13 protein-coding genes are annotated in these 15,315 nt (G+C 70.1%); 3 read left to right on the forward strand and 10 right to left on the reverse strand.

The window, feature by feature from the left end:
• Positions 1-105 precede the first annotated feature (105 nt).
• Both ACFWBQ_RS00780 and ACFWBQ_RS00785 read left to right on the forward strand, forming a co-directional pair.
• Positions 106-2,604 carry a ThuA domain-containing protein gene (locus tag ACFWBQ_RS00780; protein ID WP_385482461.1) on the forward strand — a complete coding sequence of 833 codons (2,499 nt, stop codon included), beginning with the start codon at positions 106-108 and terminating at the stop codon, positions 2,602-2,604.
• Positions 2,601-4,838, forward strand: a complete 2,238-nt coding sequence (locus ACFWBQ_RS00785) for an OmpL47-type beta-barrel domain-containing protein (protein WP_385482464.1) — start codon at positions 2,601-2,603, stop codon at positions 4,836-4,838. The genes ACFWBQ_RS00780 and ACFWBQ_RS00785 overlap by 4 nt, the downstream gene beginning before the upstream one ends.
• A 13-nt stretch (positions 4,839-4,851) precedes the next feature.
• On the opposite strand, the gene ACFWBQ_RS00790 is transcribed toward ACFWBQ_RS00785, so the two are convergent.
• Together ACFWBQ_RS00790 and ligD are read right to left on the reverse strand one after the other, a co-directional pair.
• On the reverse strand, positions 4,852-5,922 hold the full coding sequence (locus ACFWBQ_RS00790) for an ABC transporter permease (protein WP_385482467.1): 1,071 nt from the start codon (positions 5,920-5,922) through the stop codon (positions 4,852-4,854).
• Entirely contained in the window at positions 5,919-6,929 is a 1,011-nt protein-coding gene (gene ligD / locus ACFWBQ_RS00795) for a non-homologous end-joining DNA ligase (RefSeq protein WP_385483126.1), read from the reverse strand. Before ligD ends, ACFWBQ_RS00790 begins: the two co-directional genes overlap by 4 nt.
• 88 nt (positions 6,930-7,017) lie before the next feature.
• Here ligD and ACFWBQ_RS00800 point away from each other — a divergent pair, with 88 nt between their 5' ends.
• Positions 7,018-8,079: an ATP-dependent DNA ligase gene (locus ACFWBQ_RS00800; protein WP_385482469.1), complete on the forward strand. Its 1,062-nt coding sequence runs from the start codon at positions 7,018-7,020 to the stop codon at positions 8,077-8,079.
• A 4-nt stretch (positions 8,080-8,083) separates the two neighbouring features.
• Here ACFWBQ_RS00800 and ACFWBQ_RS00805 read toward each other — a convergent pair whose 3' ends face one another.
• Genes ACFWBQ_RS00805 through ACFWBQ_RS00840 form a run of 8 tightly spaced genes read right to left on the reverse strand, consistent with a single transcriptional unit; the run spans position 8,084 to position 15,315 of the window.
• Entirely contained in the window at positions 8,084-9,295 is a 1,212-nt protein-coding gene (locus ACFWBQ_RS00805; RefSeq protein ID WP_385482472.1) for a lytic transglycosylase domain-containing protein, read from the reverse strand.
• Positions 9,296-9,317: 22 nt separating this feature from the next.
• Positions 9,318-10,082, reverse strand: a complete 765-nt coding sequence (locus ACFWBQ_RS00810; RefSeq protein ID WP_385482475.1) for a hypothetical protein — start codon at positions 10,080-10,082, stop codon at positions 9,318-9,320.
• Positions 10,083-10,125: 43 nt separating this feature from the next.
• Positions 10,126-10,656: a nuclear transport factor 2 family protein gene (locus ACFWBQ_RS00815; protein WP_385482478.1), complete on the reverse strand. Its 531-nt coding sequence runs from the start codon at positions 10,654-10,656 to the stop codon at positions 10,126-10,128.
• Between the two features lie 13 nt (positions 10,657-10,669).
• Positions 10,670-11,272, reverse strand: a complete 603-nt coding sequence (locus ACFWBQ_RS00820) for a hypothetical protein (RefSeq protein WP_385482481.1) — start codon at positions 11,270-11,272, stop codon at positions 10,670-10,672.
• Entirely contained in the window at positions 11,269-11,790 is a 522-nt protein-coding gene (locus ACFWBQ_RS00825) for a hypothetical protein (protein WP_385482484.1), read from the reverse strand. Before ACFWBQ_RS00825 ends, ACFWBQ_RS00820 begins: the two co-directional genes overlap by 4 nt.
• On the reverse strand, positions 11,787-13,058 hold the full coding sequence (locus ACFWBQ_RS00830; RefSeq protein WP_385482487.1) for an MCE family protein: 1,272 nt from the start codon (positions 13,056-13,058) through the stop codon (positions 11,787-11,789). The genes ACFWBQ_RS00825 and ACFWBQ_RS00830 overlap by 4 nt, the downstream gene beginning before the upstream one ends.
• Positions 13,055-14,197, reverse strand: coding sequence for an MCE family protein (locus tag ACFWBQ_RS00835; protein ID WP_385482490.1), 1,143 nt, complete (start codon positions 14,195-14,197; stop codon positions 13,055-13,057). Before ACFWBQ_RS00835 ends, ACFWBQ_RS00830 begins: the two co-directional genes overlap by 4 nt.
• Entirely contained in the window at positions 14,194-15,315 is a 1,122-nt protein-coding gene (locus ACFWBQ_RS00840) for an MCE family protein (RefSeq protein ID WP_385482492.1), read from the reverse strand. The genes ACFWBQ_RS00835 and ACFWBQ_RS00840 overlap by 4 nt, the downstream gene beginning before the upstream one ends.

Raw genomic sequence — 15,315 nt, forward strand, 5'->3', positions numbered from 1 at the left:
ATACCTATTGGCGAGTCGCGAAAAGAGGAATAGCTTCATGCGCTGTTGGAGTGACCACAGAGTTGCAGTGACCAGAGAAGTGACCAGAGAGGGGTGGGTGACCACATGCAGCGCACACCACATCACAGGTCCAGATCGCGACGCGGCCTTGCGGCAGCCGTGGCGGCCGGCGCACTGACCGCGTCCCTGCTGGGCGGCAGCGCAGCCGGCGCCGTGCCCTACCCGGACCCGGGACTGAAGGAACGGGTGGCGACAACGTTGTCCCTTCCCTCGCCGCCGGGCGGGGCCGACGTCAAGGTGTTGGTCTTCCACGCCTCGGCGGGCGAGGAGTCGCCGACCGTGGACGCGGGGATCGCGGCCATCGAGAAGATCGGCCTCAGTGGCCCGACGGCCGGGCGCTTCAAGACCGTCGCCACCGACGACGCGGGGGTCTTCACCAACGGCAAGCAGCTCGCCAAGTACAACGCGGTCGTCTTCCTGACCGGCGGCGGCGATGTCCTCGACCCGGAGCAGGAGGCGGGTCTCGAGGCGTACATGGAGGCGGGCGGCGGCTTCCTCGGCATCCATGACGCGGCGCGCACCGAGCCGTACTCCGACTGGTTCACCGGCCTGGTGGGCGCCCGCCCCTCGGCGGACAGCCCGGCGAACGTCCAGCGTGCCACGGTCGAGATCGGGGACCGGCAGCACCCGGCGACGAAGAACCTCCCGCTGGAGTGGAAGCGCCCCGACACGTGGCTGAACTGGAAGGACAATCCGTCCGGCGACGTGCACACCGTGGCCCGCGTCCGCGAGATCACGTACACGCCCGGCGCGAGCGCCAACGGCTGGGACCACCCGGTCTCCTGGTGCCGTGACTACGACGGCGGCCGGTCCTTCTACACGGGCATGGGCGGTACGGTCAGCAGCTTCGCCGAGACGGACTTCCGCGACCATCTGCGGGGTGCGCTGGCCTGGACGAGCCGCATCTCCCAGGCGGACTGCAGGGCGAGCATCGACGCCAACTACACGGCCGAGCGCCTCACCCGGCCCAACCAGCCCGGCCAGAACGACCAGATCGGCGAGCCGCACGGCCTCGTCACCGCCAAGGACGGGCGGGTCTTCTACATCGGGCGTGGTGGCGCCGACGGTGACCAGCCGGTCGTCACGGACTGGAACAACCCGGACATCGGCAAGGGCCAGGGCGAGATCCACGTCTACGACCCGGCGACGAAGCAGGTCACACTCGCGGGCAGACTGACCGTCTTCGGGAACAAGGGCGGCGGCGACGAACTGGTCAAGGTCGAGGAGGGCCTGCTCGGCATCGAACTGGACCCGGACTTCGCGGCCAACGGCTGGGTGTATCTGCACTACACACCGCACGCGAAGATCGACCGCGACAAGCAGATGGCGGTACGCCAGGTCTCCCGCTTCACCTTCGACCCCGCCACGAACAAGCTGGACCTGGCCTCCGAGAAGGTGCTGCTGCACTGGCCGGTCCAGATCCACAGCTGCTGCCACGCGGGTGGCGGCCTGGCCTGGGACTCGAAGGAGAACCTCTACATCGCCACCGGTGACAACAACTCCTCCGGTTTCAGCGGCGGTTACTCCGGAAACAACCCCGAGCCGAACTACAAGGGCGTCTCGTTCGCCGATGCCCGCCGCACCGCGGGCAACACGAACAACCTCAACGGGAAGATCCTGCGGATCCACCCCGAGGACGACGGCACCTACACCCTGCCGGAGGGCAACCTCTTCACCGGCAAGGAGCCGGACGAGGGCGGCGGCAAGACCCGCGGCGAGATCTACGTGATGGGTGTACGCAACCCGGCCCGGATCTCCGTCGACAAGGCGACCGACACGCTGTACGCGGGCTGGGTCGGCCCGGACGCCGGCGCCCCCAGCACCACCTGGGGCCCGGCCAAGTACGACACGTTCGCCGCCATCACCAAGGCCGGCAACCACGGCTGGCCGTACTGCATGGGCAACAAGCAGCCCTACCGGGACCGCAATCTGCCGGATCCCTCCAAGCCGCTGGGCTGGTACGACTGCGACGCCCCCAAGAACGAGTCGCCGAACAACAACGGCCTGGTGAATCTGCCGCCGATCACGTCCAACACCATCTGGTACTCGCCCCAGGGCGGCGGCGTGGACTACCCGCGCGACGCCAACGGCATCCCGAGCTACAAGGTGGAGGACCAGAAGCAGCTCCTGCCCTGGCTCAAGGGCGGCGGCCAGGCCACGATGAACGGCCCGGTGTACCGCTACGACGCGGCGAGCACGAGCGAGGCCAAGTGGCCCTCGTACTGGGACGGCAAGTGGTTCGTCGGTGACTTCTACGACGACACCCAGCCGCGGCACGCCGTGCTCACCGACCCGAAGACGGTCGGCAAGGGCGGCACCCCCACGCACGCCGAGTCCCTCAAGAAGATCATTCCGGTCGGTGCGGAGGGTATCCGCAATCTCATGGACTGGAAGTTCGCGCCGGACGGTTCGCTCTACGTCCTGGACTACGGGCGCGGCTTCTTCACCTCCGACTCCAAGTCCGCGCTGTGGCGCGTGACGTACAAGGGCGGCGGGCCGACCCCGGCCGCCTCCGACCTTGCCAGGAAGGCGGCAGCGCAGTGAGACACCGTTCACTCCTCGCGCGACAGCGCTACGGACCCGCCCGGTTGTGGCTGGCCCTGCTGGGCTCGTTCCTGATGGTCCTGGGGCTGACGTCGACGGCCGCGTACGGGCGGTCGGACAACCGTCCGGCGGCCGCGGCCGACCAGGTCCTCACCTGGACCGCGGGCGACCCCATCGACCACTACCTGTCGGCTCCCACGACCGCAGTGGCCGGCAAGGCGACGATCGTCTTCGAGAACAGCACGGCCACCGGCAACACGACGGGCATGCCGCACACCCTGACCTTCAGTGTGTCGGACGTGGAGTTCAACAACGACGTCCCGTTGAACATCCTGGCCAACCCGAGCGACAGCGCGGGCGGCAAGCACAGCGTCGAGGTCACGCTCACACCCGGCCGGTACTTCTACCACTGCACCATTCCCGGCCACGGATCGATGCAGGGCATCCTCACCGTGACCGAGGACGGCGGCGGTGAGGACACCACCGCACCCGAGACCTCCGCGAAGGTCGACGGCGACAGGAACGCCGACGGCGCGTACATCGGTCAGGCCACCGTCACCGTGGCGGCGACCGACGCGGGTTCGGGAGTGGACACCGTCGAGTACGCGGTAGGGGCCGACGGCGCCTGGCAGCCGTACACGACGCCCGTCGTGGTCGACGAGGTGGGGACGCACAAGGTCCGCTACCGCGCCACCGACAAGTCGGGCAACGTGGCCGCCGAGAAGTCAGCCGACTTCGCGGTCGCCGCACCGCCCACGGACGACAGGACTCCGCCGGAGACCTCTGCCACAGTCTCGGGCGAGAAGGACGACGCGGGCGCCTACCTGGGCATGGCCACGGTCACCGTGACCGCGTCCGACACCGGGTCCGGCGTCAACACCATCGAGTACGCGATCGGGGCGGACGGTGCCTGGCAGGCGTACACCGCCCCCGTGATGGTGCACGAGGTGGGGACGCACACCGTTCGCTACCGCGCCACCGACAAGTCCGGCAACGTGGCCGCCGAGAAGTCGGCCGACTTCACCGTCGTCGAACCCCCGTCGCAGGATCGGACACCGCCGGAGACCTCCGTGGCGGTCACGGGCGACAAGAACTCGGACGGCGCGTTCATCACCAGCGCCAGGGCCACGGTCACCGCCACCGACGCCGACTCGGGTGTGGAGAGGACCGAGTACTCCCTGGACGGGGGCCCGTACCTCGCGTACACCGCGCCCGTCATCGTGGACCGGGTCGGCTATCACACCTTCGCCCACCGGGCGACGGACAAGGCGGGCAACACCTCCGAGGCCGAGCAGGCGTCGTTCACCATCGCGGAGAGCGGCGGTGTCCCGGCGCCGAACTGTCCTGAGTTCGACGAGCGGCTCACCGTCATCGTCGGCACGGTCGACACAGGTGTCCCCAACCGGGTCACCGGCAACCGCTGCACGATCAACGAGCTGATCGAGGACGAGAAGGACTGGTCCTCGCACGCGCTGTTCCTCAAGCACGTCGACAAGGTCCTCGACAAGCTGCTCGCCGACGGTGCGATCGACGCCCGTGAGCACAGGAAGATCTACAGGGCGGCCAAGCAGTCCGGCATCGGCAAGCCGGGCCAGGTCGAGGGCTACCGCAAGCTGTTCGACGGCACCGCGGAGTCCCTCGCCACGTGGCAGCACGTCGGCGGCGGGAAGTTCGGGCTCAACGCGGAGGAGGGTTCCATCACCAGCTCCACCTCGGTGGACGGAATGGGAATGCTGTGGTTCCCGGCCCGGCAGTACGGCGACTTCTCGCTGAAGCTCCAGTGGCGTGACGACGCTCCCGGGGCGGGCAACGCCAACGGCGGAGTGTTCGTCCGCTTCCCGGACGTCCATGACCACCCGGAGGAGTCGCGACCGGAATGGGTCGCCATCAAGTACGGCCATGAGATCCAGGTCAACGACCGTCCCGACGGCGACATGTACAAGACCGGATCCGTCTACGGCTTCGACCGCGTGGGCCTCGGCGGCGCCGGGGTCACACCCAAGGGCACCTGGAACGACTACGAGATCCGGGTGGTGGACCAGCACTACTCGGTCTACCGCAACGGTGTCCTGCTGAACGAGTTCGACAACAACGGCGGTCAGCTCTTCGAGCCGCCGCGGGGCGACGACCCGGGTACCGACGGCCGGCGGTACAGCACCGGTTACATCGGGCTCCAGGTCCACAGCACCACGGACGTCATCTCCTACCGCGACATCCGCATCCAGGAGCTGTAGCACCGGGGAGCACTCAGGAGGCCGCGGCCGCATGCTCAGGCATGTGACCGCGGCCTCCGGGGTGCCGGTGGCGCCACACCCAGAACACGGTGCAGGACACCAGCGACCAGGCCGCGAGCACCAGATACGGGAAGACGAACTGGTGGCCCTGGTAGTAGACAGCCGTGTGCTGGGCGTTGACCGAGGCGCCCGGCGGCAGCCAGCGTCCGATGTGCCCGAGCAGCGAGGGCAGCAGCGGCCAGGACACCGCGCCGCCCGACGAGGGATTGCCGAGCAGCACCATGACACCCCAGGTGGGGATCATCGCCCAGCGCCCCATGAGGGTGTTGAACATGGTGAAGACCATGCCCGAGGTGAACATCGTGAACGACAGGATCAGCCAGGACTGGACGAACGGCAGATCCACTGCGCCCAGTCCCCAGTCCACGACGGCCGCGATGGCGAAGCCGCCGAGGAGCGCGTACCCCAGGGTGAACGCGATGCGCTCCAGCGGGATCAGCTCGCGGGCGTGCACGCTGAGCTGGATCGCCCCGACGAAGCCGATGATGACGGCGGCGAGCGAGATGTAGAAGAGGGCCAGCCCGCGCGGGTCACCCCTCTGCAGGGGTTTGATGTCCGTGACCGTGAGCGGGATGCCGAGGGTGTCCGCGACCTTCACCCCGGTCTCGCCCAGCAGTTCCGCGACGGTGGCGCCGGACGCCGCGGCGACGTCCATCGCCACCCCGCTGCCGGCCGTCCGCAGGATCACGAAGACCCTCTGCTCCTCCAGCGCCTGGCGGGCCTCGGCCGGAGTCCCGTACCTGTGCAGTTCCAGGGAGGTGTCGAGCGCCTTCTCCATGCCGGCGACGAACGCCTTGCCGCGCGCGACGTCGGCGCCGCTGAGCACGGCGGCCGGGATCCGGTGCGGGGTCGGGTTGGCCATCGCGTAGGTGTACGAGCCGGCGAAGAGTCCCGCCGCGGCGGCCAGGATGAAGAGCAGGACCAGCGCGGGGAAGTACGGCGACTGCTTGTACGCTTCCCATTTCTCGCGCCGTGTCGGGGGCCTGCCGTGCGCTCCGTGCTCAGCCGTCTGTCCGGCGTTCATGCCTCGTTGCCGTCGTCGTGCCGGGCACGGCTGGGCTGCACCCGCTTCGGTTCACCGGGCATCTTCGGGTACTCCGGCGGATAGGGCAGATCGCCGAGCTTGTGCTCGTGCTCGTCGCGCGTGGCCAGCTCCAGCAGCCGGTCGAGCCGGAAGGCGTGGTCGTCCATGTCCGCGTGCAGGTCGCCCACATCGGCGTACCGCACGGGCATGGTCCTGATGTCGAAGTCGCGCGGCTCGGCGTCGTCGATCTCCTCCCAGCGCAGCGGAGCGGAGACCGGGGCATGCGGGCGGGGGCGTACGGAGTAGGCGGAGGCGATGGTCCGGTCGCGGGCCGTCTGGTTGTAGTCGACGAAGATCCGCTCGCCGCGCTCCTCCTTCCACCAGGCGGTGGTCACCCGGTCCGGCATACGGCGTTCGAGTTCCCGCCCCACGGCGATGGCGGCACGCCGGACCTGGGTGAAGGTCCACTCGGGCACGATGGGCACGAAGACGTGGATGCCACGCCCGCCGGAGGTCTTGGGCCAGCCGCGCAGACCGTGGTCGTCGAGGACGGACCGCAGTTCGTGGGCGGCCCTCACCGCATCGGCGTAATCGGTGCCGGGCTGCGGGTCGAGGTCGATGCGCAGCTCGTCGGGGTGGTCGGTGTCGGCCCTGCGCACGGGCCAGGGGTGGAAGGTCAGGGTGCCCAGGTTGGCCGCCCAGAGGACGGCCCCGAGCTCGGTGGGGCACATCTCGTCGGCGTGACGGCCGCTCGGGAACTCGATCCGGGCGGTGGGCGTCCAGTCGGGGAGGTTCTTGGGTGCACGCTTCTGGTAGAAGAAGTCGCCCTCCACACCGTCGACGAAGCGCTGGAGGGTGGTCGGCCGCTCGCGCAGGGCGCGGAGGATCCCGGGTCCCACGGCCAGGAAGTACTCGGCCACGTCCCTCTTGGTGTAGCCCTTCTCGGGGAAGTACACCTTGTCCGGGTTGGACAGCCGTACGGCCCGCCCGTCTGCTTCCAGCTCCACCGCTGCTCCCATGTCGGCCACCGTAGGCCGGGCCCACATATGCCGCATATCGGGAGACACGTTCTGCGCGACGGTCCAGAATCGGGCCATGGACCTGCCGGTGATGCCTCCTGTGAAACCGATGCTCGCCAAGTCCGTGACCGCCATTCCGCCGGGTATGCAGTACGAGGCGAAGTGGGACGGCTTCCGGGCGATCGTGCACCGGGACGGCGACGAGGTGGTGATCGGCAGCCGGACCGGAAAGCCGCTCACCCGCTACTTCCCCGAGCTGGTCGCGGCGTTGCGGGAGAATCTCCCGCAACGCTGTGTGATCGACGGGGAGATCGTGGTGGCGTACGGAGGGCGGCTGGACTTCGACCGGCTGAGCGAACGCATCCATCCGGCCGATTCGCGGGTGCGGATGCTGGCCGAGCAGACGCCGTCCAGTCTGGTGGCCTTCGACATCCTCGCCCTGGACGACCGGTCCCTGCTGAGCACGGTGCAGACCGAACGGCGGGCCCTGCTGGAGACGGCGCTCTCCGGTGCGTCGGCTCCCGTCCATCTCGCTCCGGCCACGACGGATCCCGCCGTCGCCCAGGAGTGGTTCGAACGGTACGAGGGCGCGGGGCTCGACGGTGTGGTCGCCAAACCGCTCGACCTGCCGTACCGGCCCGACGCGCGTGCGATGTACAAGATCAAGCACGCACGGACCGCCGACTGCGTGGTGGCGGGCTACCGCTTCCACAAGAGCGGCCCTGTGGTCGGCTCCCTGCTGCTGGGCCTGTTCGACTCCGAGGGTGTGCTCCAGCACGTCGGGGTCTGTGCGGCCTTCCCGATGAAGCGGCGCGCCGAACTCGTCGAGGAGCTGGAACCCCTGCGGATCGATCCCGGCGAGCACCCCTGGGCGGCCTGGACGGACGCGGCCGCGCACGAGGGGTCACGACTGCCCGGGGCGCCGAGCCGCTGGTCGGGCAAGAAGGACCTGTCCTGGGTGGCCCTCAGCCCCGAGCGGGTCTGCGAGGTGGCCTACGACCACATGGAGGGCGACCGTTTCCGCCACACCACCCAGTTCCGGCGGTGGCGGCCGGACCGCACCCCCGCCGGCTGCACCTACGGGCAGCTGGAGGAAGTGGTGCGGTACGACCTGGCCGAGGTGCTTCCGGCCGGATGACGGATCAGGCGGCGGGAGTGGCGCAGGGATCGTCGGTGGGGGCGTCCGACGGCGTCGTGGTGGGCGACGGGCCGGGCTCCGCGGACTCCGTCGGGCAGCCCGGCTGAGAGGTGCTGGGGTCCGGGTCCGGCGAGGTACCGGGGTCCGTGGTCGGGTCGGGTGACGTGCTGGGGTCGGGGTCCGTGGTCGGGTCCGTGGGGCCGGTGTCGGTCGGGTCGGGGCTGGGCCCCGGGTCCGTCGGGGAGCCACTCGGATCCGGGGTGCCGGAGTCCGAGGGTGAGGGGCCGGGCGAGGTCGAGGGACCGGGTGTACGGGTGGGCTGCGGACCGACGACGATGCCGCCGCCACCGGGTGGGCCGCCCGGGCCGCCGACCGGGGCCTCGGGACGGATCGGGCCGCCCGCTCCGGGGCTCCTGGGGATCACACCGCTGCCGTCGGCCACCGGGTGGGTGCCCTTGCGGTAGAAATCGAGCCAGGACAGCACCGTGCGCAGATAGGTGTCCGAGTGGTTGTAGCTGAGGATCGCCCGGTCGAGGTCGCGCTGCACCGACAGATTGCGCGTCCCCGCACAGAGGTAGTGCCCGGCGGCGAGCGCGGCGTCGAAGATGTTGTGGGGGTTTTTGCGCCCGTCGCCGTTGCCGTCCCTCCCCCAGTGCGCCCAGGTGGACGGGATGAACTGCATCGGTCCGACGGCCCGGTCGTACCGGGTGTCGCCGTCGTACGCACCGCCGTCCGTGTCCGGGATGTCGGCGAAGCCCGCACCGTTGAGGACGGGGCCGAGTATCGGGGAGAACGTGGTGCCCCCGGCGTCGACCTGTCCCCCGCGCGCCTGCCCCGACTCGACCTTGCCGATCGCCGCCAGCAACTGCCAGGGGAGCCGGCAGCCGGGGTCGGTGCGGCCGAGCGATCTTTCGGACGTGCGGTACGCGGAGAAGACCGTCGCCGGGATGCCTGCTTCGGCCCAGGCACGGACGACCACCGGATTCGGCTTCGTGCCGGCCTTCGGCGGCTCGGGTGACGTCAGCGGCGGCAGCTCCGTGTGGTAGCTGTCGTCGCTGGGTACCTGCGTCCAGACGACGTCGTCCGCCGCCACGGCCTGCTTGTCGTCGGACCCTCCCACGAGCCCGGGCGCCTGCGACGCGGTGAGCGCGGCCATGGCGGCAACGGCCGTGGCCGTGCCGGTGAGTCCGCGGCGCATTGTTCCGTTGAACCTCATGCGTGCTCCCTCTCCCCTCGGGTCACCGGGTGAACGTATCGATGGCCGAGATGCGCCAGGTGTCGCCGCGGCGAACCGCGTCCACTGCGAACATGGCCGCCGCGTACGTCGTTTCTTCCGCCTTGCCGGTACGGGTGTTGCTCTGGTCGGCGAAGACCAGGAGCCGGGCCCGGTCGCCGTCGAGCCGTTCCACGCCGCTCTGGGTGACGGTCGTGGTGAGCACGAGCTTCTGCTTCGGCGCCTGGGCGCGTACCTCGGCGAGCATGTCCTTGTGCTGCTGCACCGCCCGGCCGACCAGATGGGTCCGTGCCGCCCGGTCGGACTTCGCGGGCGAGGCGTAGTTGTACGAGAACACGGCGCCGACCGCCTCGGTGATCTGGCCCTTCACCTCGCTGGTCCGGCTGATGTCGGTGAGGGCGGTGTTCTGCCGGCTCGGGTCCTCGCGCAGTGTGCCGGCCGAGGCGAACGCCCAGGCAGCGAAGGCGCCGAGGAGCAGGGTGGCGGCGCAGAGGACGGCGGGGAGCCGGATGCGGAGCCGGGGCGGGCGCTTGCGCCTGGTCCCGGGCTCCTCCCCCGCGGGCTCCTGATCCGCGTCGGAATCCTCAACGCCCGCTTCCTCCAGGGACGTTGGGCCTGAGGCTGCGTCGTCCGTGGACGCGTCGTCCGTGGCCGGCCCGTTCCCCACGGGCTGCCGGTCAGGGGTGACGGGCCCCCGGGGCGGGGCGGTCGCCGTCGCGGCGGAGGCCAACCGGCGTCGGCGGTTCACGAGGTGACGGGTCGTCGACATCTCTTGGGTCCTCTCGAAGGCGGTGCGGGGCGGGGCGGCGGTGTCAGCCGGCGGTGTTGCCGACGGGCGCCTGCCCCAGGGCGCTGAGCTTCCATCCCTCGGAGGTGCGGGTGAGCTGCCCGAGCATCCGGCTCTCCTTCACCGCGGTCTTGCCTTCCGGCGCGGTCACGGTGACCCGCAGCGCGACCATCACGCCGGCCTTGCCGGCCCGTTCGTCCAGCTCGGTCACCGCTCCGGACATCACCTCGGCCGTGCTGACGGTCCCGGCCGCCTCGATCTGGTCGGCGAACCCGTCACGCCCGTCCACGAGTTGCTGGTGGAGGTCACCCGTCGTCGAGTCCTCCCAGCTGTCGAGACCCTGGTCGAGCTTCGCGTGGTCGAGCGTGTTCATGTTCTGCACCGCCTGCTCCCCCGCGGCCAGCGCGTCGTCGCGGGCCTGTGCGTAGGCCGCCGAGTCGTCGTGAGCGGCGTCGTACCGGGACCAGCCGCCCCAGCCCGCCGCGACCGCCGCCACGGCGGTCAGCGCGATCGCTGCCGCCACCAGCGGATTCCTGGTCGTCCGTACCCGTGCCATCGGTGCCTCTCCCCTACCTGGAGGTGATCTCGACGATCTGCCAGCGTCCGTCCCGCAGTTCGGCGGTGACGGACAGCTGGGCTGCCGCGGTGGTGGCGGCCTTCCCCTCGCGCTCGTACACCTGGTCGAGAAAGACGAGCAGGTGGGCGCTGCTGCCGCTGAGCCGGGTCACTCCGGCCCGTACGACGTGGGTGGTGAGCGTCAGCTTCTGGTCGGCGGCCTGCTTCTCGACCTGGCCGAACAGTGCCGCGTACTGCTGGAGCGCCTTGCCTGCCAGCAGTTGCTTCGCCGACTCCTTCGTCACGGCGGTGGCCTGCGGGCTGTACGAGAAGACCTTGCCCAGCGCGTTGCTGACATCGCCCGCGACCCGGGTGGTCGCCGCCGTGTCGGTCAGCGCGCGGTTGGATGTGGCGGGGGTGTCGCGGAGTTGCTGCCCGGCGACGAAGAACGCGCCGCCGGCCACGAGCAGGGCGACGACCAGGACTGCGGCGACGGTGCGGGCCGGACGCCGGCGGTTCGGCGCGGCCCTCTCGTCCGCCCCGGGCTCCGCCGTACCCGTATCCGGATCGGTGTCGATGGTGCTGATCGGCACCGTGGTCCCTCCGGTCTGCTTCATGTTCCGCTCCCGACGGGTATCGCCTCGAGTGCCTTGACCTTCCAGCCGTCGCCGGTCCGGGCGAGGCTCGCCTCGAAGCGTTTGCGCTCCGTGCCGCCCTTCCCGGTGCGCGGGGTGACCTCGACGTCGACGGTCGCGATCATTGCGGCGGTCCCGGATCGTTCGTCGAGCGCCGTGAGCGCGGCGTCGGTGACCTTCCCGCGAGCCGTGGCACCGGACTTGGCGAGTTCGCTCGCGTCCTTCTTGCGGCTGCTCCTCAGCCCGTCGTGCAGCGGCCCCGTCGAGGAGGCGAGCCATGCGTCGAGCCCCGAGGCGACGGTCGTGCCGTCCTTGCCGTCCATGGTGTTCAGCCGGGTGAGGTGCCGCTTCCCGTCGTCGAGTGCGGCGTCGCGGCTCTTCGCGTACGACAGGGTGTCGTCGCCCCGCGCCTGCGCGTACGACCAGCCGCCGAGCGCGCAGATCAGTACGGCGGCCAGGAGCACGGCCCAGCCGCTCAGGCTCTTCGTCCGGGCGTTCACCGGCCACCTCCGAGGCCCAGCAGGCCGGCCATGCCCTGGGGCGCCGGCGACGTGTCGCCGGTGGTGCCGAACGCGCCCGGGAGCCGGTCCCCCTCGCTGCCGGTGCCGGCTCCGGTGAGGAGCGGGCCGGGAACGGCCGGCACGGGCACGGGCACGGGGCCGCCCCTGGGGGCGTTGGCACTGCCTCGGACATTGATCCCGGTACCGGGCGAAGAGGCGCAGCGGGCCTTGGTGTTGACGGCGGGGGCCGGTGAGAGGTCGGTGCCCTCGCGGTAGGTCGTGGAGCCGTATCCGGCGGTGCAGGGCAGCGGTTCGAAGAAGGTGACCGACATACCGAACCGGGCACCGTCCTCGTCGACCGCACTCGCTCCCGCCGCGGCGACCGCGGGGACTCTCACCAGGAGTTCCTCCAGTCCGCGCTGCCGGGTGACGGCGACCTCGGAGGTGGTGAGGAGGTTGGCGACGACGACGCCGAAGCCGGGTTCCACGTCACGCAGCAGCCCGCTGATCTGCGCGGTCGCGTCGGGCGCGCTGGAGATCAGCCGGCGCAGGTCGCCGTCCGATCCCTTGAGTTCGGCGGCGAGTTCCTCGGCACCGGAGGCGAAGCCCTTGAGGGCGTCGCCCTGTTCGGCCTGGGTACGCAGCACGGTCTCGCCGTCGGCCATGAGCTTCGTGGTGGTCGGCAGGGCCTCGTCCGCCGCTTCGACGAACTCGCTGCCTGTGTCCAGCAGGACCTGGAGGTCGTCGCCGCGCCCGTTGAAGGCCGCACCGAATTCGTCGACGACGGTGCGCAGCGCTTCCGCGTCGACGGATGCCGTCAGGTCGTTGACGCTGGTGAGGACGTTGGTGACGGGAGCCGGGATGGTCGTGTCGGCCTGGTCGATGACCGAGCCGTTCTCCAGGAAGGGACCGTCCTCACGGGTGGGCCGCAGGTCGATGTACTGCTCGCCCACGGCGGAGAGGTTGGCGACGACGGCCTCCAGGCTGTCCGGGATGCGCGGTGCGTCGTTCTCGATGCGCAGCTCGGCCTCGACACCGTCGTCGGTCAGTTCGATCGGGCCGACCCTGCCGACGGACACGCCCCGGTAGGAGACGTTGGAGTGGGTGTACAGGCCGCCGGTCTGCGGCAGTTGGACCGTCACGGTGTAGTAGCTGCGCAGGCCGAGGTAGTGGCCGAGGTCGGCGTACCGCACACCGAGGTAGCCGAGGACGAGTACCGCGATGATGAGGAAGGCGATGTTCTTGAGCCGGACGGCGAGGGTGATCATCGGCTGGTGCCCTCCGTCCCCGGTGTCGTGATCGAAGGAAGGGGCAGGGGCAGCGCAGCCTCCTGCCGGGCCGGTGGCGCGGTGCCGTCCGGGGTGAGCGCCGGAATGATCTGGGTACCGGGCATGGCCGTCACATCCAGGTAGACGTTGAGGTAGTCGCCCTTCACTCCGCGCAGCACCTCGTCGGTGAACGGGTAGGTGAGCAGCACCTGGAGGGAGTCGGGCAGGTCCTGGCCCGAGTCGGCGAGGGCCCGGAGGGTGGGGGCGATCGCCTTGAGGTCCGCGATCGTGTCGGCCTTGCTCTTGTTGATCGTCCCGACGGCGACGGTGGAGAGCGTGTCGAGCGAGCGCAGCATGGTCAGGAGCGAACCGCGTTGATTCTCCAGGACCTTCATTCCGGGGCTCAGCCCGGTCAGTACGGTGCCGACGTCCTGTTTGCGGGTGGCGAGGGTGGCGGCGAGGCGGTTGACGCCGTCGAGCGCCTCGGTGATGTCTTCCTTGTGGTCGTCCAGGTTGGTGACGAGCGTGTCGACGCGGCTGAGCATCGAACGGATCTGGGGTTCCTGTCCGGCCAGCGCCTTGTTGAGCTCGGTGGTGATGGTCTTGAGCTGGTTGATGCCCCCGCCGTTGAGGAGCATCGACAGTGCGCCGAAGACCTCTTCGACCTCCGGGTTGCGGTTGGTGCGCGTGAGCGGGATCCGGTCGCCGTCCGCCAGTGCGCCCTCGGCCGTGCCGGCGGCGGGCGGTGAGAGCTGGATGTACTTCTCGCCGAGGAGGCTCGACTGTTCGAGGTGGGCGTACGCGTTGGCGGGCATCTTGATCTTCCCGTTGACCCGCATCGTGACTCTCGCGGTCCAGCCGCCGGGGGTGAGGGAGATCTTGGTGACCCTGCCGACCGCGACGTCGTTGACCTTGACCGAGGACTGCGGCGCGAGGCTGAGGACGTCCCCGAACTCGGCGGTGATCTCGTACGGATGGTCGCCGAGGTCGGCGCCGCCGGGCAGCGGTACCTGGTCGATGCCCGTGAACGAGGGCATGTCGACGCCGGTGACGACGAGTGCGAGGCCGACACCGACGGCGAGCAGGGCGGCGAGGCCCGTGGTCGCGCGGGCTCCGGGTCTGCGCAGGGCACGGCTCATCGGTTCGCCTCCTCCTTCTTGTCCGTCCCGGTCTTCCCCGGGGTGCCGTAGACGGTGCCGATCGCGGGCAGCGGCAGCACGGGCAGCGCCTTCTGCCGGGTGGCGTCCACCGGTGCCAGCCCCTCCAGGCCTGCCGCCTCGGCCTCGGTGAGCGGGCCGCCCATGGACAGCTCGTTGAGGTTCGTACGGCCGTTGAGGGTGCGGTTCGCCGGGTCGTAGGCGTTGAGTACGTTGGTTGCCGCGAGCGGCAGCGTGTCGAGGGACTCCGCGAGCGAGGCGCGCTGGTCGACCAGGGTCTGGGTGAGCGGCACCAGGAGGTCCACGTTCTCCTTGAGTGCGCCGCGGTGCTTCTGGATGAAGCCCTTGACCTGGCCCAGCGCCTTGCCGAGCTCCCTCAGCGCCGCGCTGAGGTTCTTCTTGTCGTCGGCGAGGAATCCGGTGACGGAGTTGAGCTGCTGCTCGGCGGCACGCACGTTGCCGTCGTTCTCCTTCAGCATCGTGGTGAAGGTCTGCAGGTAGGAGAGGGTGTCGAAGAGGTTCCCACTGCTCCGGTCGAGCGTCTTCGTCGCTTTGCCGAACTGCTCGATGGAGTCCCCGATGGCCTTTCCGTTGCCGTCGAGGTTCTTCGCCCCGGTCTCCAGCAGTCCGGCCAGCGCTCCGTCGGCGTTGGCCCCGTCCGGGCCAAGTGCTGTGGAGAGCTCCGTGATCGACTCGTACAGCTGGTCGACCTCGATGGGTGTCGCGTTGTTCGCGGCGGGCAGCACGGCGTGGTCCTCGATCTGCGCCCCTCCGCTGTACGCGGGCGCGAGCTGGACGTAGCGGTCGGCGACCAGGCTGGGGGCGACGACGACGGCGTGGGCCTCCTTGGGGACCTTGATGCCCTCGTCGATCCGCAGGGTGACCGCGACCTCCTTGCCCCGCGGCTTCACGGATTCGACGGTGCCGACCTTCACGCCCAGGATCCGCAGGTCCGATCCGGGGTACACCCCGGTGGCCTGGTCGAAATACGCGGTGACCGTCGTCCTTCCCGCTTCGTCCATCGCCATCACACCCGAGGTGGCGGCCACGACGACGACGGCGAGTCCGGCGCCGATACCGATGATGCGTGTGGGTCTCAT

The organism is Streptomyces sp. NPDC060035, assembly GCF_042736635.1.
In the GTDB taxonomy this organism is placed as follows: domain Bacteria; phylum Actinomycetota; class Actinomycetes; order Streptomycetales; family Streptomycetaceae; genus Streptomyces.

What these genes read in the sequence shown, in the direction of transcription:
- ACFWBQ_RS00780 (WP_385482461.1), top strand. Translation starts at nt 106, where the DNA reads ATGCAGCGCACACCACATCACAGGTCCAGATCGCGACGCGGCCTTGCG.
- ACFWBQ_RS00790 (WP_385482467.1), bottom strand. Translation starts at nt 5,922, where the DNA reads ATGAACGCCGGACAGACGGCTGAGCACGGAGCGCACGGCAGGCCCCCG.
- ACFWBQ_RS00800 (WP_385482469.1), top strand. Translation starts at nt 7,018, where the DNA reads ATGGACCTGCCGGTGATGCCTCCTGTGAAACCGATGCTCGCCAAGTCC.
- ACFWBQ_RS00805 (WP_385482472.1), bottom strand. Translation starts at nt 9,295, where the DNA reads ATGAGGTTCAACGGAACAATGCGCCGCGGACTCACCGGCACGGCCACG.
- ACFWBQ_RS00810 (WP_385482475.1), bottom strand. Translation starts at nt 10,082, where the DNA reads ATGTCGACGACCCGTCACCTCGTGAACCGCCGACGCCGGTTGGCCTCC.
- ACFWBQ_RS00815 (WP_385482478.1), bottom strand. Translation starts at nt 10,656, where the DNA reads ATGGCACGGGTACGGACGACCAGGAATCCGCTGGTGGCGGCAGCGATC.
- ACFWBQ_RS00820 (WP_385482481.1), bottom strand. Translation starts at nt 11,272, where the DNA reads ATGAAGCAGACCGGAGGGACCACGGTGCCGATCAGCACCATCGACACC.
- ACFWBQ_RS00830 (WP_385482487.1), bottom strand. Translation starts at nt 13,058, where the DNA reads ATGATCACCCTCGCCGTCCGGCTCAAGAACATCGCCTTCCTCATCATC.
- ACFWBQ_RS00835 (WP_385482490.1), bottom strand. Translation starts at nt 14,197, where the DNA reads ATGAGCCGTGCCCTGCGCAGACCCGGAGCCCGCGCGACCACGGGCCTC.
- ACFWBQ_RS00840 (WP_385482492.1), bottom strand. Translation starts at nt 15,315, where the DNA reads ATGAGACCCACACGCATCATCGGTATCGGCGCCGGACTCGCCGTCGTC.